Annotated in this window: 13 protein-coding genes; 9 read left to right on the plus strand and 4 right to left on the minus strand. The window is 59.9% G+C overall.

Annotated features, from left to right (window positions below; genetic code table 11):
* The first annotated feature begins 122 nt into the window (after positions 1-122).
* The 3 genes from cysK to ACTJKS_RS16305 all read left to right on the plus strand — a co-directional run bounded on the left by cysK (position 123) and on the right by ACTJKS_RS16305 (position 4,346).
* Positions 123-1,097, plus strand: a complete 975-nt coding sequence (cysK, locus tag ACTJKS_RS16295; RefSeq protein ID WP_041070300.1) for a cysteine synthase A — start codon at positions 123-125, stop codon at positions 1,095-1,097.
* A 184-nt stretch (positions 1,098-1,281) separates the two neighbouring features.
* The gene (locus tag ACTJKS_RS16300) at positions 1,282-2,220 is read left to right on the plus strand and encodes an aspartyl/asparaginyl beta-hydroxylase domain-containing protein (RefSeq protein ID WP_047292347.1); all 939 of its coding nucleotides are present in this window, start codon (positions 1,282-1,284) and stop codon (positions 2,218-2,220) included.
* 1,262 nt (positions 2,221-3,482) lie between these two features.
* On the plus strand, positions 3,483-4,346 hold the full coding sequence (locus ACTJKS_RS16305; protein WP_041070292.1) for a DMT family transporter: 864 nt from the start codon (positions 3,483-3,485) through the stop codon (positions 4,344-4,346).
* A gap of 135 nt (positions 4,347-4,481) precedes the next feature.
* Here the strand turns inward: ACTJKS_RS16305 and ACTJKS_RS16310 are convergent, their stop codons facing one another.
* Positions 4,482-5,375, minus strand: coding sequence for a DMT family transporter (locus tag ACTJKS_RS16310; RefSeq protein ID WP_086791982.1), 894 nt, complete (start codon positions 5,373-5,375; stop codon positions 4,482-4,484).
* Positions 5,376-5,594: 219 nt separating this feature from the next.
* Here ACTJKS_RS16310 and aceK point away from each other — a divergent pair, with 219 nt between their 5' ends.
* The 5 genes from aceK (at position 5,595) to ACTJKS_RS16335 (ending at position 13,790) form a co-directional block, all read left to right on the plus strand.
* On the plus strand, positions 5,595-7,316 hold the full coding sequence (gene aceK, locus ACTJKS_RS16315) for a bifunctional isocitrate dehydrogenase kinase/phosphatase (RefSeq protein ID WP_135295161.1): 1,722 nt from the start codon (positions 5,595-5,597) through the stop codon (positions 7,314-7,316).
* A 180-nt stretch (positions 7,317-7,496) separates the two neighbouring features.
* The gene (gene hrpA, locus ACTJKS_RS16320) at positions 7,497-11,408 is read left to right on the plus strand and encodes an ATP-dependent RNA helicase HrpA (RefSeq protein WP_440828897.1); all 3,912 of its coding nucleotides are present in this window, start codon (positions 7,497-7,499) and stop codon (positions 11,406-11,408) included.
* A gap of 319 nt (positions 11,409-11,727) precedes the next feature.
* Positions 11,728-12,849 (plus strand): beta-ketoacyl-ACP synthase III, encoded by a 1,122-nt coding sequence (locus ACTJKS_RS16325; RefSeq protein WP_041070278.1) that lies wholly within the window; start codon positions 11,728-11,730, stop codon positions 12,847-12,849.
* A 93-nt stretch (positions 12,850-12,942) separates the two neighbouring features.
* Positions 12,943-13,557 carry an RNA polymerase sigma factor gene (locus ACTJKS_RS16330; protein WP_086791978.1) on the plus strand — a complete coding sequence of 205 codons (615 nt, stop codon included), beginning with the start codon at positions 12,943-12,945 and terminating at the stop codon, positions 13,555-13,557.
* Complete coding sequence (locus ACTJKS_RS16335) at positions 13,551-13,790, plus strand: anti-sigma factor family protein (RefSeq protein WP_198758633.1); 240 nt, start codon at positions 13,551-13,553, stop codon at positions 13,788-13,790. The genes ACTJKS_RS16330 and ACTJKS_RS16335 overlap by 7 nt, the downstream gene beginning before the upstream one ends.
* Before the next feature lie 167 nt (positions 13,791-13,957).
* On the opposite strand, the gene ACTJKS_RS16340 is transcribed toward ACTJKS_RS16335, so the two are convergent.
* Positions 13,958-15,280, minus strand: coding sequence for a putative porin (locus ACTJKS_RS16340; protein WP_007966005.1), 1,323 nt, complete (start codon positions 15,278-15,280; stop codon positions 13,958-13,960).
* Positions 15,281-15,558: 278 nt separating this feature from the next.
* On the opposite strand from ACTJKS_RS16340, the gene ACTJKS_RS16345 reads away from it, so the two are divergent.
* Positions 15,559-16,683, plus strand: a complete 1,125-nt coding sequence (locus ACTJKS_RS16345; protein WP_198758634.1) for a GNAT family N-acetyltransferase — start codon at positions 15,559-15,561, stop codon at positions 16,681-16,683.
* 94 nt (positions 16,684-16,777) lie between these two features.
* Here ACTJKS_RS16345 and aqpZ read toward each other — a convergent pair whose 3' ends face one another.
* Together aqpZ and ACTJKS_RS16355 are read right to left on the minus strand one after the other, a co-directional pair.
* Positions 16,778-17,473: an aquaporin Z gene (gene aqpZ, locus ACTJKS_RS16350; RefSeq protein ID WP_041070268.1), complete on the minus strand. Its 696-nt coding sequence runs from the start codon at positions 17,471-17,473 to the stop codon at positions 16,778-16,780.
* Between the two features lie 215 nt (positions 17,474-17,688).
* Positions 17,689-19,521: an ABC transporter ATP-binding protein gene (locus ACTJKS_RS16355; protein ID WP_047292369.1), complete on the minus strand. Its 1,833-nt coding sequence runs from the start codon at positions 19,519-19,521 to the stop codon at positions 17,689-17,691.
* Between the last annotated feature and the right edge of the window lie 83 nt (positions 19,522-19,604).

The following is a 19,604-nucleotide window of genomic DNA, read 5'->3' on the forward strand; positions in this document are numbered from 1 at the left end:
TAGTTCCCGAACGATGTAAGCGATTGACTGTTGCGCGTCGCAGACGTTCGACCCGACTGGACTGCATCAGGCAACAGGCATACCTTGAAAGGCTGAATTCAACGCTGCATAAGGACCCAGCCATGAGCCGCATTTTCGCTGACAACGCCCATTCCATCGGCAATACGCCGCTGGTGCAGATCAACCGCATCGCGCCGCGTGGCGTGACCATTCTGGCCAAGATCGAGGGACGCAACCCCGGTTATTCGGTCAAATGCCGAATCGGCGCGAACATGATCTGGGACGCCGAGAGCAGCGGCAAACTCAAGCCGGGCATGACCATCGTCGAGCCGACGTCGGGCAATACCGGCATCGGTCTGGCCTTCGTTGCCGCCGCCCGTGGTTACAAATTGATGCTGACCATGCCGGCCTCGATGAGCATCGAGCGGCGCAAGGTGCTCAAGGCCCTCGGCGCAGAACTGGTCCTGACCGAACCGGCCAAGGGCATGAAAGGCGCAATCGAGAAGGCTGCCGAGATCGTTGCCAGTGATACCGGCAAATACTTCATGCCGTCGCAATTCGATAACCCGGCCAACCCCGCGATCCACGAAAAAACCACCGGCCCGGAAATCTGGAACGACACCGATGGCGCCGTCGATGTGCTGGTGGCTGGCGTCGGGACCGGCGGAACCATCACCGGCGTTTCGCGGTATATCAAGAATACCCAGGGCAAACCGATTCTGTCGGTCGCGGTAGAACCCGTCTCTTCGCCGGTGATCAGCCAGGCCCTGGCAGGAGAAGAGATCAAGCCAAGCCCGCACAAGATTCAGGGAATTGGCGCCGGTTTCGTGCCGAAGAACCTCGATTTGTCGATGGTTGACCGGGTGGAGCAGGTCACCGATGACGAGTCCAAGGCCATGGCGCTGCGCCTGATGCAGGAAGAAGGGATCCTGTGCGGGATCTCATGCGGCGCGGCCATGGCCGTGGCGGTGCGTCTGGCCGAAAAGCCGGAAATGCAGGGCAAGACCATCGTGGTGATTTTGCCGGACTCCGGTGAGCGGTATCTGTCGAGCATGTTGTTCAGCGATCTGTTCACCGAGCAGGAGAATCAGCAATAGTCGAATTGACTCAGATCAGCCGGGGTTCAGGATCGTTATGCTAATAAATGCTTTGTTGCGCAATTCTTAACACTGAATCTTGGGTTCAGCGGGTTTTTCCCGAGGCCGGTAGTGTTTATCATGGCCGGCTGCCATGCCGGCTAAAGGGCATTGCGCAGCGTTGTCTTTATTCAAGGAGTCGTTGATGACCTTTTCGTTAGCCGCCAAGGTGTTGGTGTTGCTGCTGTTTGTGGGCAGCATCCTCTATGTGCATTTGCGCGGCAAGGCGCGTTTGCCGGTCCTGCGTCAGTTCGTCAACCACTCGGCGCTGTTCGCCCCGTACAACGCGCTGATGTACCTGTTCTCCGGCGTGCCGTCCAAACCGTATCTGGATCGCAGCAAGTTTCCGGAACTGGATGTGCTGCGCGATAACTGGGAAACCATTCGCGACGAGGCCATGCATCTGTTCGATGAGGGCTACATCCGTGCGGCCGAGAAAAACAATGACGCTGGTTTCGGCTCGTTCTTCAAGAAGGGCTGGAAGCGTTTCTACCTCAAGTGGTACGACAAACCGCTGCCGTCGGCCGAAACCCTGTGCCCGAAAACCGTGGCGCTGGTCAGTGCGATCCCTAACGTCAAAGGCGCGATGTTCGCGCTGTTGCCCGGTGGCAGCCACCTGAACCCGCACCGTGATCCGTTTGCCGGCTCGCTGCGTTATCACTTGGGCCTGTCGACGCCGAACTCCGACGACTGCCGGATCTTCGTCGACGGTCAGGTCTACGCCTGGCGCGACGGTGAAGACGTGATGTTCGACGAGACCTACGTGCACTGGGTGAAGAACGAAACCGAACAGACTCGCGTCATTCTGTTCTGCGACGTCGAACGCCCATTGAGCAACCGTCTGATGACCCGCATCAACCGCGCCATCAGCGCCTGGCTGGGACGTGCCACCGCCCCGCAGAACCTTGATGACGAACGTGTCGGCGGCATTAACCAGGCTTATGCCTGGAGCAAGAGCTTCAGCGACAAGTTCAGTGGCGTGGTCAAACAGTGGAAACGCCGCAATCCCAAGGCTTACCGCATCCTGCGTCCGGTATTGGCGGTGCTGGTGTTGACGTTGCTGGGGTATTGGCTGTTTGGTTGAGGCTGGGTGTTGAAATAAAAAAACCGCTCCTTGTGAGCGGTTTTTCGTCTGCTGATAAATCTACAGTCGGCCAGCGGCGAGTACATTCGGCTCTTCGCTTTCAGTGCCCTTTATCAGTAACTGCAGCAGACGCCTCTGACTCGCAGTGAGCGTTATCTCACCGGATTTTTTGCCGAGAGGAGGTATCTCTTTTCTGGAGGACGGCTTCTTTGTTGATTTGCTCATTTCTCCTCCTGTGTTGATCGTTAATTGAACAGTTTTCACGATACTAGGTTCTCCAGGGTTTTGACAAGGCGGCCACCAGTGTCGAAGCCGAAGCCAAGCTCTTGATAGTGTGAAATCGCGCCCTTCAAAGGTTCTTGGATCTCGAGAACCTTGCTGCCTATGAGTTGGGCGTATTGTTCAATCACAATCATCGCCAGTGCCCCGATACGTCTTTTTAACGGATGGGATGGGATTCGTAGGGGCGTCCCTCCAGGCGCACAATTCGTATTCTGTTTTTGCTGGCATTTGGATTTGCGAAACACAGCCCGCACAGTTCCTCTTCAAACCAGATAGCGATGTCCAGAGATAAAGGCTCTCGACCTTTCCACTCAATGACCTCATTCCAGCAAAAGTGCTGGTCTCTCCAGAGGGTTGATGCCTGAAGTGCTTGTTGGTCGATAGGTTCGAAACGTACTTTCGACAAATCGATGGCAGTCGGACCATGGCGTTCCAACTGAAGCTGTAGTTGAAGGGTAACGATAGCAGCCTGCTTCCGCGCCTCTGACCGATAGACCTGATACCGCAAATATGTCCGTTCCCTTGGCATGTGATCCCGAGCATTCCCTGTCTCCCCATCAATGGGCCTATCCGTTGCTCATCAGCCTATTCACCTCGCCGCCAACTGTCCCTGCTGGCCCTTTGTCCAAATCGTTGCAATCCATGTCCCACGCTGGTTATAGTCGGCGCTCGTGAATCAGCTGATTCACTCTCCAAACCCTTCAAAAAAGATCAGCCCAATGCCTGCATCCCTCATCAACGCGGTAGTCGATTCAGCGGTCAACGCTGGCGTCGTGCCGTGCGGGAATCAGCAGCCTGGGCAGATCAGTCATTACCCTCCACCTGTCAGTAGCACGCCGGTGTGCGTTGTCGTATCACCGCCGGGCGTTGGCGTTGCGGGCTGATCGGCATTCTCCGCTGACCCCCTGCGCCCGCCAGAAACACCTACTGAATTTCAGCCTCGGCTGAGTTGGCTATTTGCCTGACTACAGGTGGTATTCATGTTTGTCCTTTCGAAAAAATCCGCGCTCGCGGCGATGTCCACGAGCCTGTTCGTTCTGCTGTGGAGCAGTGGTGCGATCTTCTCCAAATGGGGCCTGGCCCATGCCTCGCCCTTTGCCTTTCTGCTGATTCGCTTTGTGATCGCCCTGTGCGGGCTGCTGCTGTTGACGCCGCTGCTCAAGTTGAAGCTGCCCAAGGGCGGCAAACCGATGCTGTTCGCGATTGCAACGGGCCTGGTGTTGTTGGGGGCGTATCAGATTTTCTATCTGCTGGCGCTCAACACCAAGGTCACGCCGGGGGTGATGGCGACCATCATGGGTGTACAGCCGATCCTCACCGTGGTGTTGATGGAGCGGCAGCGCTCGGCGAGCCGGATGTTCGGTCTGGCGCTGGGCTTGGCGGGGCTGATCATGGTGGTTTACCAGGGGATCGGTCTGGCGGGGATGTCTTGGGCCGGCATGCTGTTTGGCCTGCTTGCACTGGCGAGCATGACTCTGGGTTCGATCATGCAGAAACGCATCACCGACAATCCCCTCGGCACGCTGCCAGTACAATATCTGGCCGGACTGCTGTTGTGCGGGATATTTGTGCCGTTTCAACCGTTCCACTTTGAGCACAGCGCCGGTTTCATCGTGCCGGTGTTGTGGATGGGACTGGTGGTGTCGGTGCTGGCGACGCTGTTGCTTTACCGCCTGATCGCTCGGGGCAATCTGGTGAACGTCACCAGTCTGTTCTATCTGGTGCCAGCGGTGACGGCGCTGATGGACTATCTGATTTTCGGCAATCGTCTGGCGGCGCTGAGTGTGCTGGGGATGCTGTTGATCATTGTCGGTCTGGCGTTTGTGTTCCGTAGAACTGCTTGAAAACCTTCAGGCCGCCCCGGGCATTTTCAGTGTCTGGGCCGGCCTCTTCGCGGGCAAGCCCGCTCCCACAATTGGAATGCATTCCTCCTGTGGGAGCGGGCTTGCTCGCGAAGACTGACTTATCAACGCCGCAAATCAGCGGGCTGTAGCTACCGCCGGCTTCAACACCAACCACAACGCCAGCGCAATCAACACCCCGCCGTACAAGTGAGCCATCGACAGCGGCTCATCCAGCAGCAACGCACCCCACAACACGCCGAACGCCGGGATCATGAAGGTCACGGTCATCGATTTGACCGGGCCGATGGAACTGAGCAAGCGGAAATAGATGATGTAGGCGAACGCCGTGCAACCCAGACCCAGGCCCAGCAGCGACAGCCAGACGTTCCACCCACCCCAGCTTGCCGGAGGGGCGGTGATCACGCTGTAGCCGAACAGCGGCAACAGAAACAGCGAAGCGCCGAGCATGCTGCCCACCGCCGAGAGACGACTGTCGAGCCCGCCGCTGTGATCCAGCCAGCGTCGCGTGAGAAATCCGGCGAAGCCGTAGCAGGTGGTGGCAAGCAGGCAGGCGAGGGCGCCCATCAGCAATGGCAGATCGAAAGCCACCGGCCCTGCACGCGTCAGCACACCGACACCGAACAAGCCGAGAAACACCCCAGTCAGCTTCGCGGCAGTGAGTTTTTCACTGAAAAACAGCCCGCCAATCAATACGCCCATCAACGGCGTGGTGGCGTTAAAGATTGCCGAGTAACCGGCGGGCAACACCTGCGCCGCGACCGAATACAGCGTTGCCGGAATCCCCGAATTGATCACGCCCAGCAACATCACGGTTTTAAGCTTGCCTTTGAAGTCCCAGCTGATGCGCATCAACCCGAGAATCACCAGCAGCCCGACGGCCGCTATCGACACCCGAAAGAACGCAGTCGGAATGGTGCCGATGACCGGCGCAATAATGCGCATGAACAGGAAACTCGCGCCCCAGATGGCTGCCAGCGACAGCATGCGGAAAATATCGACAGCGCTCACGATGGCACTCCTTCCTTGATCGGGACGAGAGTGTTGCCGAGCGCCCCGGCGATGGCAACCGCTAATCGGGCATTTAATTCGCTGCAGCGGGTTGCCTGGTGAAAAATGCCCGCGATGTGCGCTGGCGTTCCGGTTTTGGCAGAAATTGCACTTCACCTGCACCCGGTTCCGTGGCTAAGCTCAGGCACAGATTTCCACTTGCACGCCGAGGTCTCATCTATGCCGCAGCAATGGCCAGCCACCGACATCGCCCGCATGATCCTCGATGGCTTTGACGATTACCGCGAGCATTTTCGGCGGATCACCGACGGTGCGCGCGAGCGCTTCGAGCAGGCGCGCTGGCAGGAAACGCAGACCGCCTCGGCGGCGCGGATCAATCTTTACGAGGAAAAGGTCGGCGAAACCATCGCCCGCCTGCGCGAGCATTTCGACGACGAGACGTTGATGAATGTCGGCAGCTGGCCGTTGGTGAAAAGCGCCTACATCAGCGTGATCGACCTGCGCTTCGACGATGAGCTGTCCGAGACCTGGTACAACTCGATCTTCTGCGGGCTGTTCAGCCACGACCTGATCAGCGACGGCTGCATGTTCATCCACACCACCCGGCCAAGCCTGCGCCGCGCCCGGGCTGCGCAAACCCGCACCTACAAGCCGCAGGGCCAGTTGTCGTCGATGCTTGCAAGCATCTTTGCCGACTACCGTTTCAGCGAGGATTACGCCGATCTGCCCGGCGATCTGCAGCGCCTCGAAGCGCAACTGCGCGAGAATTTGCCGGACTGGGTGTGCAAGGATCCGGAGCTGAGCGTCGAGCTGTTTTCCTCGGTGCTGTACCGCAACAAAGGCGCGTATCTGGTCGGGCGCATCTACACCCGCGACGAGCAGTGGCCGCTGGTGATTCCGCTGCTGCACCGCGAAGGCCGCGGGATTCAGATTGACGCGCTGATCACCGACGAAGCCGATGTGTCGATCATCTTCTCCTTCACCCGTTCGTATTTCATGGTCGATGTGCCGGTGCCGGCCGAGTTCATCGGTTTCCTGCGGCGCATTTTGCCGGGCAAGCACATCGCCGAGCTGTACACCTCGATCGGCTTCTACAAACACGGCAAGTCCGAGTTCTACCGCGCGCTGATCAATCACCTGGCCAACACCGACGATCAGTTCATCATGGCGCCGGGCGTGCGTGGCATGGTCATGAGCGTGTTCACCCTGCCGGGCTTCAACACCGTGTTCAAGATCATCAAGGACCGTTTCTCACCGTCGAAAAACGTCGACCGGGCGACGGTGATCGAAAAATATCGTCTGGTGAAAAGCGTCGACCGCGTCGGGCGCATGGCCGATACCCAGGAATTCGCCGACTTCCGTTTTCCACTGAGCAAGTTCGATCCGGCGTGTCTGGAAGAACTGCTGGAAGTCGCGCCGTCGACGGTCTCGGTCGAAGGCGACACGGTGCTGATCCGTCACTGCTGGACCGAGCGCCGCATGACCCCGCTCAACCTCTATCTGGACAATGCCAACGAAGCGCAGGTGCGCGAGGCGCTGGAGGATTACGGACTGGCGATCAAGCAACTGGCGGCGGCCAACATCTTCCCCGGCGACATGTTGCTGAAGAACTTCGGCGTCACCCGTCACGGGCGGGTGGTGTTTTACGATTACGACGAGATTTGTTTCCTGACCGAAGCCAACTTTCGCCACATCCCCGCGCCGCGCACCCCCGAGGACGAAATGGCTTCCGAGCCGTGGTATTCGATCGGGCCGCTGGACGTGTTCCCGGAAGAGTTTCCGCCGTTCCTGTTCGCCGATGCCGGGCAGCGCAAACTGTTCGATCAACTGCATGGTGAGTTGTACAACGCCGATTACTGGAAGGGTCTGCAGGAGGCGATTCGCGCCGGGAAAGTCATCGACGTGTTCCCATACCGTCGCAAAGGCCTCGACAACGAATAACCCGTTGTCACCTCAACCCTGTAGGAGCTGCCGCAGGCTGCGATCTTTTGACTTTGATTTTAAAAAACAAGATCAAAAGATCGCAGCCTGCGGCAGCTCCTACAGGGGAAGCAGGTCAATCGAGAGCAAATCTGCGACAATCCGCCCCCTGCACATATAGACGACCGAATTGCGTACCCGATGACCGACGAATCGCCCTCCATCGACAAACTGCTGAAAAACCTTGATCACGCCATGCTCGCCGACCGTCACCGGCTGCGGCGGCAGTTGCTCGAGCTGCGCAAGAAACCCGACGAGGCCAAACTGGCCCAGTGGGTGGCGCGCATGCAGGCGTCCTGTGATCAGGTGTTGGCGCGCCGTGCCAGCCTGCCGGTGATTCGTTACGACGACAGCCTGCCAATCGCCGCCAAGCGCGATGAGATCAAGGCTGCGCTGGAGAAGCATCAGGTCCTGATCATCGCCGGCGAAACCGGTTCGGGTAAAACCACCCAGTTGCCGAAAATCTGTCTTGAAATCGGTCGCGGCCAGCATGGCTTGATCGGCCACACCCAGCCACGCCGAATCGCGGCGCGCAGTGTGGCCAGCCGGGTCGCCGAAGAGCTCGGTACGCCACTGGGCGCGCTGGTCGGTTATCAGGTGCGCTTCGAAGATCAGAGCGATGCCAACACCCTGATCAAACTGATGACCGACGGCATCCTGCTGGCGGAAACCCAGAACGACCGTTATCTGGAACGCTACGACACGATTATCGTCGACGAAGCCCACGAACGCAGCCTGAACATCGACTTCCTGCTCGGTTACCTGAAAACCCTGCTGCCGCGTCGTCCGGACCTGAAAGTCATCATCACCTCGGCGACCATCGATCTGGAGCGCTTCTCCAAGCATTTCGATGACGCGCCGATTGTCGAGGTGTCCGGCCGCACCTTCCCGGTTGAAACCTGGTATCGCCCGCTGACGCTTGAGCAGGATGAAGAAGGCAACCGCGTCGAAGACGACCTGACCGTGGATCAGGCGATCCTCGCCACCCTCGACGAGATCGCCGCCTACGAACGCAGCGAACGCCGCAGTCCCGGCGATGTGCTGGTGTTCCTGCCCGGCGAGCGCGAGATTCGCGACGCCGCCGACATGCTGCGCAAGGCCCAGCTCAAACACACGGAAATCCTGCCGCTGTACGCGCGCCTGTCGCCGGCTGAACAGCAGCGGATTTTCCAGTCGCATCCGGGGCGGCGCGTGGTGCTGGCGACCAACGTCGCCGAGACCTCGTTGACCGTGCCGGGCATCCGGTACGTGATTGACAGCGGCACCGCACGCATCAGCCGCTACAGCTATCGCGCCAAGGTGCAGCGCCTGCCGATCGAAGCGATTTCCCAGGCCAGTGCCAATCAGCGTAAAGGTCGTTGCGGCCGGGTTGAACCAGGGATTTGCGTGCGGCTGTACAGCGAGGAAGATTTCCTCGGTCGCCCGGAATTCACTGACCCGGAAATTCTGCGCACCAACCTTGCCGCCGTGATCCTGCAGATGCTGCACCTGCGCCTCGGTGATATCACCGCGTTCCCGTTCATCGAGCCGCCGGACGGCAAGGCGATCAGCGACGGTTTCAACCTGCTGCAAGAACTCTCGGCGGTGGATCGCAACAGTCAGCTGACCCCGCTCGGGCGCCAGTTGGCACGCCTGCCGGTGGACCCGCGCATGGGCCGCATGCTGCTCGAAGCGGCCAGGCTCGGCAGCTTGCAGGAAGTGCTGATCGTCGCCAGTGCGATGTCGATTCAGGACCCGCGCGAGCGTCCGCCGGAGCGTCAGCAAGCGGCGGATCAGGCCCACGCGCAGTGGAAGGACAGCGATTCGGACTTCGCCGGTCTGGTCAATCTGTGGCGTGGTTTTGAAGAACAGCGCCAAGCGCTGACGGCCAGCCCACTGCGTAACTGGTGCCGGAAGAATTTCCTCAATTATCTGCGTCTGCGCGAGTGGCGTGACTCTCATCGCCAGTTGAGCCTGATCTGCCGCGACATGCAGTTGAGCCTGAATAAAGAGCCGGCGGATTACCCGAAACTGCACAAAGCGGTGCTGGTCGGATTGCTCAGCCAGATCGGCCAGAAAACCGAAGACGGCGATTACCTCGGTGCCCGGCAACGGCGCTTCTGGACTCACCCGTCGTCGGGCATCGGCAAGAAGCGCCCGCAGTGGCTGATGACCGCCGAACTGGTGGAAACCACCAAGCTCTATGCGCGCATGGTCGCCAAGATCGACGCCGACTGGATCGAGCCGCTGGCCGGGCACCTGATCAAGAAAAACCACTTCGAACCGCACTGGGAGAAGAAGCGCGGCCAGGTCGTGGCCTACGAGCAGATCACCCTGTTCGGGCTGATCGTGGTCGGTCGCCGCCCGGTGCATTACGGCCCGGTGGATCCGGTGGTGTCGCGTGAGCTGTTTATCCGCGAGGGGTTGGTGCGTGGCGAGATTCAGTCGAAAGCCAAATGCCTGAGCGCCAACAAACAGTTGCTCGAACAGCTCGACGAACTGGAAGCCAAGGCACGGCGCCGCGACATCCTCGCTGACGAAGAAACCCTGTACGCGTTCTACGATGCGCGGTTGCCGGCGGAGATTCACCAGACCGCGACCTTCGACAGTTGGTATCGGGTCAACAGCCAGAAGAACCCGCAGCTGCTGATCATGCGCGAAGAGGACGTGCTGGCCCGCGAGGCCAGTGAGGTCACCGCGCGCGACTACCCGGACACGCTGCACATCGGCGATCTGGAGCTGGCGCTCAGTTATCACTTCGAACCCAATCACCCGCGCGACGGCGTGACCCTGCGCGTGCCGGCACCGCTGCTGCCGATGCTGCCGCCGGAGCGTCTGGAATGGCTGGTGCCGGGGCTGATCGAGGCCAAGTGCATTGCGCTGGTGCGCAATCTGCCGAAAGCCTTGCGCAAGAACTTCGTGCCGGTGCCGGATTTCATCAAGGCGGCGTTGCAGCGCATGACCTTCGCTGAAGGCTCATTGCCGCAAGCGCTCGGTCGCGAGTTGCTGCGCATGACCGGCGCCCGAGTCAGCGATGAGGCTTGGGCGGAAGCGGCGCAGCAGGTCGAAAGCCATCTGCGGATGAACCTGGAAATCGTCGACGGCCAGGGCAAGTTCCTCGGCGAGGGCCGCGATCTGGCCGAGCTCACCGCGCGCTTCGCCGAAGCCAGCCAAGCGGCTTTGGCCGTGCCGCAAAGTGCGAAAAGTCAGCAACCGGTGGAAGCCAAAGTGTTTGCTCCGGTGGCGGAAAAGACTCAGCAGAAGATTGCCGGCCTGTCGATGACGGTCTATCCGGCGCTGGTGGAAGAGGGCGGCACGGTCAAGGAAGGGCGGTTTTCGACCCCGGCCGAAGCCGAATTCCAGCATCGCCGCGCCTTGCAGCGGCTGCTGATGCAGCAACTGGCGGAACCGGCGAAGTTCCTGCGCAGCAAACTGCCGGGCATCACCGAGCTGGGCCTGCTGTATCGCGAGTTGGGCCGAGTGGACGCACTGGTCGAAGACATTCTGCTGGCCAGTCTCGACAGCTGCATTCTGGAAGGCGAAGACCCGTTGCCGCGTGACGGCGCCGGGCTCGCCGCATTGGCTGAGCGCAAACGCGGCAGCTGGACCGAACACGCCGAGCGCGTGGCACGGTTGACGCTGGAGATCCTCAAGCTGTGGCACGGCCTGCAAAAACGCTTCAAGGGCAAGATCGATCTGGCTCAGGCTGTGGCGCTGAATGACATCAAGCAGCAAATCAGCCATCTGGTGTATCCGGGGTTTGTCCGGGAAACGCCGATGCAATGGCTCAAGGAGCTGCCGCGCTATCTGAAGGCGGTCGAGCAGCGTTTCGAGAAACTCGGTGCGCAAGTACAGAAGGATCGTGTCTGGAGCGGTGAACTGGCCGGCCTCTGGGCGCAATACCAGACCCGCGCGGCGAAACATGCCCAGGAAGGCAAGCGCGATCCGCAGCTTGAACTGTACCGTTGGTGGCTGGAGGAATACCGCGTGTCGCTGTTCGCCCAGCAGTTGGGGACGAAAGCGCCGATCTCGGACAAACGGCTGAGCAAGCAATGGAGTCAGGTCGAGGCCTGATCCCGCGACTGGCAAGGACTTTGTAGGAGCTGCCGAAGGCTGCGATCTTTTGATTTTGCTTTTTAAAGGATCAAGATCAAAAGATCGCAGCCTTCGGCAGCTCCTACAGGGAGTGCGTTTAGCGGGAGAGGCGCCAAAACCTTGGGTTTATGGCAAACTTCGCGACCATAAACGCCGGTTTCGTGACCCAGAGCCTTCGGCCGGGTCACGTGGCGGAATAAAGCGATGCCAGGTCAGCGTCCCCGGACGGGAACAGACCCTTTGTGTGTTGGTACGTCGGTGCCAGCGCTTTCTGCCTGAACAGATTAGAGAAACGACCATGCATAACGTCGTCATCAGCGGCACCGGCCTGTACACCCCGGCCAACAGCATTTCCAACGAAGAGCTGGTGCAGTCTTTCAATACCTACGTCGCGCAGTTCAACGCCGACAACGCCGATGCCATCGCCCGCGGTGAAGTCCAGGCGCTGACCGAATCCAGCGCCGCGTTCATCGAAAAGGCCTCTGGCATCAAGAGCCGCTTTGTCATGGACAAGGATGGCATTCTCGATCCGCGACGCATGGCCCCGCGTCTGCCGGAGCGTTCCAACGACGAATGGTCGGTCCTCTGCCAGATGGCCATCGGCGCCGCTGAACAGGCGCTGCAACGTGCCGGCAAGACCGCCGCCGACATCGACGGCGTGATCGTCGCCTGCTCCAATCTGCAGCGCGCCTACCCGGCCATCGCCATCGAAGTCCAGGAAGCACTGGGCATTCAGGGCTTCGGTTTCGACATGAACGTGGCCTGCTCCTCGGCGACCTTCGGCATTCAGGCTGCGGCCAACAGCGTGCAACTGGGTCAGGCCCGGGCGATCCTGATGGTCAACCCTGAAGTCTGCACCGGTCACCTGAACTTCCGTGACCGTGACAGCCACTTCATCTTCGGCGACGCCGCGACGGCAGTCATCATTGAGCGCGCCGACCTGGCGACCTCCAAGTACCAGTTCGATGTGGTCAGCACCAAACTGCTGACCAAGTTCTCCAACAACATTCGCAACAACTTCGGTTTCCTCAATCGCGCCGCGGAAGAGGGCATCGGTGCCCGTGACAAACTGTTCGTGCAGGAAGGCCGCAAGGTGTTCAAGGATGTCTGCCCGATGGTTGCCGAGCTGATCGGTGAGCATCTGGAAGAGAACAAACTCAACGTCGGCGACGTCAAGCGCTTCTGGCTGCACCAGGCCAACCTGAGCATGAACCACCTGATCGTGCGCAAGCTGCTGGGTCGTGAAGCCACCGAAGAAGAAGCCCCGGTGATTCTCGACACCTACGCCAACACCAGCTCTGCCGGCTCGGTGATTGCCTTCCACAAATATCAGGACGATCTGGCTGCCGGTTCGCTGGCCGTGCTGAGCTCGTTCGGCGCCGGTTACTCGATCGGCAGCGTGATTCTGCGCAAGCGCTGAGTGCGCCTGAAAAGATCGCAGCCTGCGGCAGCTCCTACACTGATCTNGCAGGCTGCGATCTTTTGCTTTCGACCATCTGAAAACGAGGCGCGCATGGCCGCAACGGACGACACCCAACTGCTCGAACGCCTGTTGGCCGGTGAGCAAAGAGCTTTCAAGGAACTGGTCAGTACCTACCAGAGCGCCATGCGCGCCGTGGCTTACGCGATTGTCGGCCAGCGCCATGTCGAAGAAGTGGTGCAGGACGCCTGGCTTTCGGTGGTGCGCCACATCGGTAGCTTCGAGGGCCGTTCCAGTCTCAAGACTTGGCTGCTGACCATCACTGCCAACTCGGCCAAGAGCCGCTACAAACAAAACCGCCGCGAAGTCTTGATGGATGATCTACCGTCACCCCACGGCACCATCGACGATGATCGCTTTTCTCCCGGTGACGGTCATTGGCTGGTGGCGCCGTTCGCCTGGCATCAGGACACGCCGGAAGCCTTGCTGACGGAAAGCGAATTGCGCGACTGCCTGGAGCACACCTTGCTCAGCCTGTCGGAACTGCAAAGCAGTGTTTTGCTGCTGCGCGAGCGTCAGGGCCTGGAGCTGGAGGAGATCTGTAATCTTCTGGAGATCTCGCTCTCCAATGTCCGTGTGCTGCTGCATCGTGCGCGGCTGAAAGTCTTCGCCACGGTGGAGCATTTTGAGGAGACCGGCGAATGCTGACCTGCAAGGAACAAGTAGCGCGCTCCAGCGATTACCTCGATGGCCAGTTGAGCTTTCGCGAGAGACTGTTGGTGCGCCATCACCTGATGTTCTGCCCTAACTGCCGGCGTTTCATTCGCCAGATGCGTTTGATGCAGGCCACGTTGAAGGCGATGCCGGAGAAGCCGCAAGAGGGTGTGGATGCGCTGGCTGAGCGTCTGGCCGAGCAACGTCGAAAAGATAATCTCCTGTAGGAGCTGCCGAAGGCTGCGATCTTTTGATCTTGTTTTCAAGGATCAAAAGATCGCAGCCTTCGGCAGCTCCTACATGTTTTTTGCATCTTGAAGAAATAGCCCGACGCGGATGAAACGAACGGATGATGGGGATCGTCCCGCCCGCGTCAGGCTACAGGTGACGCTTTTTAGAACTTCGCTTCCGCGTCCAGCTGCAGGGTGTTGGTGTCTGCGTCACGCTGGGTACGGCTGGAGAAGTCGGCCTTGGTCAGGAAGTAGGTGGCGCCGATGGCGAAGTTCTTGTCGATGTCGTAACCGACCTTGAACTTGTGGCCACGGGAACCGGTGGTGCCGTTGGCGAAGTCGGAGTCGGTGAATGCGCCGACCACGGCGTCACGCTGTACGTCACGATAGTTGTAGTCCAGGTTCAGGCCGAAGACTTTCGACTTGGCGCCGACCAGCCACGCAGTGTCGGCATCGGTCACCGCATCGTTGTTCTTCACGTACTGGCCGTAGAACGACAGCGGCATTGGCAAACCACCGATATCGATCTGGCTGAAACCCTCGTACAGACGGAATTCGTTGTTGGCCGAGTTGCCGTTGACCGACAGTGCGCACGGTGTGGACGTCCCGGTGCAACGGCTGTCCTCATCGTTCTGGTAGGCGTAGACGCTGCCGCCCAGGGTCAGTTTCAGGTTGTCGGTGATCGCGAAGCGGCTGCCCAACTGGCCAGCGGTCAGGCGCAGGTCGTGGCGAAATTGCACGCCTTCGCCGTCGACGTTGTCCTTGAGGGTGTAGTTACCCAGGCTGCCGAACAGTTCGGCGCTGCTGCCCAGCGGGTATTTGTAGGTCACGGCCAGACCTTCCGGGTTGATGTCGCTGTCCCAGATCACATCGCCCATGCTGACCCACGGTTGCAGCATCTTGCCGCCGATCACGTGCAGGTTCTTGATGGCATCGGGGTGGTAGTCGATGTAACCCAGATCGAGCCAGATCTGCTTCTTGTCGAAGTAGTTGTCCATGTCCTGGTTGGTCGAACGGGCATCGTCACCGCCGCCGGTGGCAATACGGATACCGGTGTCGACTTGCGGGTTGATCTCGGTGTAGGCGCCGAGGCGGGCACGGATACGCTGGCGATCCTTGTCGCGACCACCGTTGTTGGATTCACCGTCGATCTTGACGGTCTCCTGACGGATACGCACATCACCCTTGAACTGGGTCTTGGCGGCCCAGGCAAGTTTCTGGTCGAAGGAGCTCAGCTCATTGGTTTTCTTCGCGGTTGCCGCGATTTGCTCGTTGGTCTCTTGCTGCGCCTGCTGCGCGATTTGCTGAGCCTTCTGATCCTTGGCCAGTTCAGTTTGCAGTTCAATGTACTGCGCCTGGGAAATGGAACCGTTAGCCTTGAGCATGTCGAGCAGTTTGGCGTCGACTGCAGCACTGGCCGGAACGCTCATGGCCAGCAACAGGCCACCGCACAGGGCCGCCGCAGTTTTCGTGGAAGCAAGACGCATAGCAATCTCCGAAGATGAGAGGGATGGCTGAACCATCCTGGGCACACCGACGCGCACGTCGGAAAACAGTGTCCGGGTAGAACCCGGCGCTCTAAAAACAGGAGCGAGTATCGCGATGGTTTATGACAGAGCAGTGGCTAAGTGATGTCATGTCGATGACGATGCAAAGTCTTCGTGAACTATCGAGCCAGAGCACTGTCGCCCGAATGAGCGTGTGCAATGGAAGCTGATCAGCGATACTCGCGGGGCTTTGACGCCAAGATGTGGAGAGCCAGTTGATGCCGTTGCAACGTGTGCAAAACCTGTCAGAAATCGCCCCCGCGACCTGGGATGCGCTGGTGCCCGAGAACCAGCCGTTTCTGCGCCATGCGTTCCTCGGCGCACTGGAAGACAGTGGCAGCGTCGGCCCGCACACCGGCTGGCAACCCGAGCATCTGCTGCATGTTGAAGGCGATCGGTTGATCGCCGCGCTGCCCAGTTATCGCAAATGGCATTCCTACGGCGAGTACGTCTTTGATCACGGTTGGGCCGATGCCTGCGCCCGCGCCGGGATCGATTACTACCCAAAGCTGCTGACAGCGGTGCCGTTCAGTCCAGTCAGTGGCCCGCGCTTGCTGGCGGCGAATGTCGAGGACGGATTCGAACTGCTCAAGAGCCTGCCGGGTTATCTGGAAATCGAAGAACTTTCCAGCGCCCACATCAATTTCACCGACCCGTTCACCGACGCCGCCATGGCCGAGCAACCTGGCTGGTTGCAACGCATCGGCTGTCAGTACCACTGGCAGAATCGCGGTTACCGGGACTTTCAGGATTTTCTCGACGTGCTCAGCTCGCGCAAGCGCAAGCAGATGCGCAAGGAGCGCGAGCAAGTGGCGGGGCAGGGCTTCGAGTTCGAATGGCTGGAAGGGCGTGAGCTGGACGAGGCGCAATGGGATTTTGTCTACGCCTGCTATGCCAACACTTATGCCGTGCGCCGACAGGCGCCGTACCTGACGCGCGAGTTCTTCAGTCTGCTGGCTGCGCGGATGCCGGAGGCGATTCGGGTGGTCTTCGCCAGACAGGGTTCACGGCCGGTGGCGATGGCCTTCAGTCTGGTCGGGGGCGACAGCTTCTACGGACGCTATTGGGGCTGTCTGGCCGAGTTTGACCGGCTGCATTTCGAGACGTGTTTCTATCAGGGCATGGATTACGCGATCGCCCAGGGGTATCAGCGCTTTGATGCGGGTGCTCAGGGGGAACATAAACTGATTCGCGGTTTTGAACCGGTGATCACGCATTCGTGGCACTACCTGCGCCATCCCGGGTTGAAAGCGGCGGTGAAGGATTTTCTGCAGCAAGAGCGCGCTGGCGTCCTTGCGTACGCCGAGGAAGCCAGAACAGCCTTGCCTTACCGCCAAGCCTAGATCCCTGTAGGAGCTGCCGGAGGCTGCGATCTTTTGCTCTATAAAAGTCAAAAGATCGCAGCCTTCGGCAGCTCCTACAGGGGAGGTAGTGGTTTCAGGATTCCTCTTTACCCAGCCAGCGATAGATTCCGCCGCCCACCACCGCGCCCAGCAGCGGCGCGACCCAGAACATCCACAACTGCGCGATTGCCCAGCCGCCGACCATCAGCGCCGGCCCGGTGCTGCGCGCCGGGTTGACCGAGGTGTTGGTGACCGGGATCGAGATCAGGTGAATCAATGTCAGACCCAGGCCGATGGCGATCGGTGCAAGGCCCGCCGGAGCGCGTTTGTCGGTAGCGCCGAGGATGATGATCACGAACATGGCGGTCATCACCAGTTCGGTGACAAAGCCTGCGGCCATCGAGTATTTGCCCGGTGAGTGCTCGCCATACCCATTGGAGGCCAGACCTGCGGCAATATCGAAACCCTCCTTGCCGCTGGCAATATGCGCAATCAGCGCCGCGGCGAGAATCGCGCCGAGCACCTGCGCGATGATATAGGCGGGCAACTCTTTGGCCGGAAACCGGCCGCCAACGAACAGACCGACCGAGACGGCCGGGTTGAGATGACATCCGCTGATGTGGCCAATGGCGAACGCCATGGTCAGCACCGTCAGACCAAACGCCAGGGCCACCCCCAGCACTCCAATGCCCAAGGGCGAAGACGCAGCGAGCACTGCACTGCCGCATCCACCCAGAACCAGCCAGAACGTACCCAACAACTCAGTGACTGAACGTTTGAACAGAGACATGAGAGAGTCCTTGATAGGCGTGCTATCGAGACTGAATCGAGTTGTGCTTCCTTGCAGATTTACGACAGGCTCCCTGCTGGAACCTTGGCTGAGTACAGCAGGCTTTGGATGGATTGCCAGCAGACATGAAAAAACCGCCAGAGCCCGTGGTTGGCGGGCTGGGGCGGTTTTTTGGCGGACAAACATTGTGTGGCGAGGGAGCTTGCTCCCGCTGATCAATCGATCCCGACAAATCCTCCGGTCTGGTGCGCCCACAACCGCGCATACAAGCCGCGATGCGCGAGCAATTCGGCGTGGGTGCCGCTCTCGGCGATCTTGCCGTTTTCCAGCACCACCAGCCGATCCATGCGGGCGATGGTCGAGAGGCGGTGAGCGATGGCGATCACGGTTTTGCCTTGCATCAGGGTTTCCAGGCTTTCCTGGATCGCTGCTTCGACTTCCGAATCCAGTGCCGAGGTCGCTTCGTCCATGATCAGGATCGGCGCGTCCTTGAGCAGCACGCGAGCAATCGCGATGCGCTGGCGCTGGCCGCCGGACAGCTTCACCCCGCGCTCGCCGACGTGCGCATCGAAACCGGTGCGGCCCTCGGCGTCCGACAGCAACGGAATGAACTCGTCGGCGCGAGCCTTGTGCACCGCATCCCAGAGTTCGGCGTCGGTGGCGTCAGGCTTGCCGTACAGCAAGTTGTCGCGGATCGAGCGGTGCAGCAGGGAGGTGTCCTGCGTGATCATGCCGATCCGTGCGCGCAGGCTTTCCTGGCCGACTTCGGCGATGTTCTGCCCATCGATCAGGATCCGTCCGCCCTCGACGTCGTACAGGCGCAGCAGCAGGTTGACCAATGTCGATTTGCCGGCGCCGGACGGCCCGATCAAGCCGATTTTCTCGCCGGGTTTGATGGTCAGGTTGAGGTCGCCGATGATGCCTTTCTTCTTGCCATAGTGAAAATCCACATGCTCGAAACGCACTTCGCCACGGGCCACCGCCAGTGGTTTGGCCTGTTCGCGATCAGTGACGCTGACTGGTTGCGAGATGGTCTGCAGACCGTCCTGCACCATGCCGATGTTTTCGAAGATGCCGGTGACCACCCACATGATCCAGCCGGACATGTTGACGATGCGAATCACCAGACCCGTAGCCAGCGCGATAGCGCCGACCGTGATCAACGACTGCGTCCACAGCCACAGCGCCAGCGCGGTGGTGCCGACGATCAGCAGGCCGTTCATGGCGGTGATTGCCACGTCCATGCTGGTCACCACGCGGCCGGCCATCTGCGCCTTGACCGTCTGTTCCTCAATGGCTTCCCTGGCGTAATGCTGTTCAAAGTTGGTGTGGGCGAACAGCTTCAGCGTGGCGATGTTGGTGTAGCCGTCGACGATCCGCCCCATCAGTTTCGAGCGCGCATCGGAGGCCTCCACCGAGCGATCCTTGACCCGTGGCACGAAGTAATACAAGGCGCCGATGTAGGCGGCGATCCACGTCAGCAGCGGGATCATCAGGCGCCAGTCGGCTTCGGCGAACAGCACCAGCGAACTGATCGCGTAGATCACCACATGCCACAACGCGTCGACCGCTTGCACGGCGGAGTCACGCAGCGAGTTGCCGGTCTGCATGATGCGTTGGGCGATGCGCCCGGCGAAGTCGTTCTGGAAGAAATTCAGGCTCTGTTTGAGCACATAGCTGTGATTCTGCCAGCGGATCATGCTGGTCATCCCCGGGCTCAGGGTCTGGTGCACCAGCAGGTCGTGCAGGCCGAAAAAGATCGGCCGCAGTACCAGCGCAACCACCACCATCCACGTCAGTTCGAGGGCGTGGTCGCTGAAGAAATTCGGGTTGGGCGTGCCTTGGGCCAGGTCGATGATGCGGCTCAGGTAACTGAACAGCGCCACTTCGATCAACGCAGCAAACAGACCGACCACCAACAGAGCGGCAAAGCTCGGCCAGACTTGTTTCAGGTAATAGGTATAGAAGGGCAGCACGCGATTGGGCGGAGCCGCCGTCGGAGCGTCGCGGAATATGTCGATCAGTTGTTCGAAACGGCGATAGAGCATCAGATAATCGCCCGGAGGCCGGGCTCTCCTTTTATCGGTGTGAGCGGCGTGGTTTCAGGCCAGCGCCGCTCGAAACGCCCTGT

Source organism: Pseudomonas sp. 22189 (assembly GCF_052045635.1).
Lineage (GTDB): Bacteria > Pseudomonadota > Gammaproteobacteria > Pseudomonadales > Pseudomonadaceae > Aquipseudomonas > Aquipseudomonas parakoreensis.

Bases quoted from the DNA above. Each gene is read 5' to 3' on its own strand.
- cysK (WP_041070300.1), top strand. From the start codon at position 123: ATGAGCCGCATTTTCGCTGACAACGCCCATTCCATCGGCAATACGCCG.
- ACTJKS_RS16300 (WP_047292347.1), top strand. From the start codon at position 1,282: ATGACCTTTTCGTTAGCCGCCAAGGTGTTGGTGTTGCTGCTGTTTGTG.
- ACTJKS_RS16305 (WP_041070292.1), top strand. From the start codon at position 3,483: ATGTTTGTCCTTTCGAAAAAATCCGCGCTCGCGGCGATGTCCACGAGC.
- aceK (WP_135295161.1), top strand. From the start codon at position 5,595: ATGCCGCAGCAATGGCCAGCCACCGACATCGCCCGCATGATCCTCGAT.
- hrpA (WP_440828897.1), top strand. From the start codon at position 7,497: ATGACCGACGAATCGCCCTCCATCGACAAACTGCTGAAAAACCTTGAT.
- ACTJKS_RS16325 (WP_041070278.1), top strand. From the start codon at position 11,728: ATGCATAACGTCGTCATCAGCGGCACCGGCCTGTACACCCCGGCCAAC.
- ACTJKS_RS16330 (WP_086791978.1), top strand. From the start codon at position 12,943: ATGGCCGCAACGGACGACACCCAACTGCTCGAACGCCTGTTGGCCGGT.
- ACTJKS_RS16335 (WP_198758633.1), top strand. From the start codon at position 13,551: ATGCTGACCTGCAAGGAACAAGTAGCGCGCTCCAGCGATTACCTCGAT.
- ACTJKS_RS16340 (WP_007966005.1), bottom strand. From the start codon at position 15,280: ATGCGTCTTGCTTCCACGAAAACTGCGGCGGCCCTGTGCGGTGGCCTG.
- ACTJKS_RS16345 (WP_198758634.1), top strand. From the start codon at position 15,559: ATGCCGTTGCAACGTGTGCAAAACCTGTCAGAAATCGCCCCCGCGACC.
- aqpZ (WP_041070268.1), bottom strand. From the start codon at position 17,473: ATGTCTCTGTTCAAACGTTCAGTCACTGAGTTGTTGGGTACGTTCTGG.
- ACTJKS_RS16355 (WP_047292369.1), bottom strand. From the start codon at position 19,521: ATGCTCTATCGCCGTTTCGAACAACTGATCGACATATTCCGCGACGCT.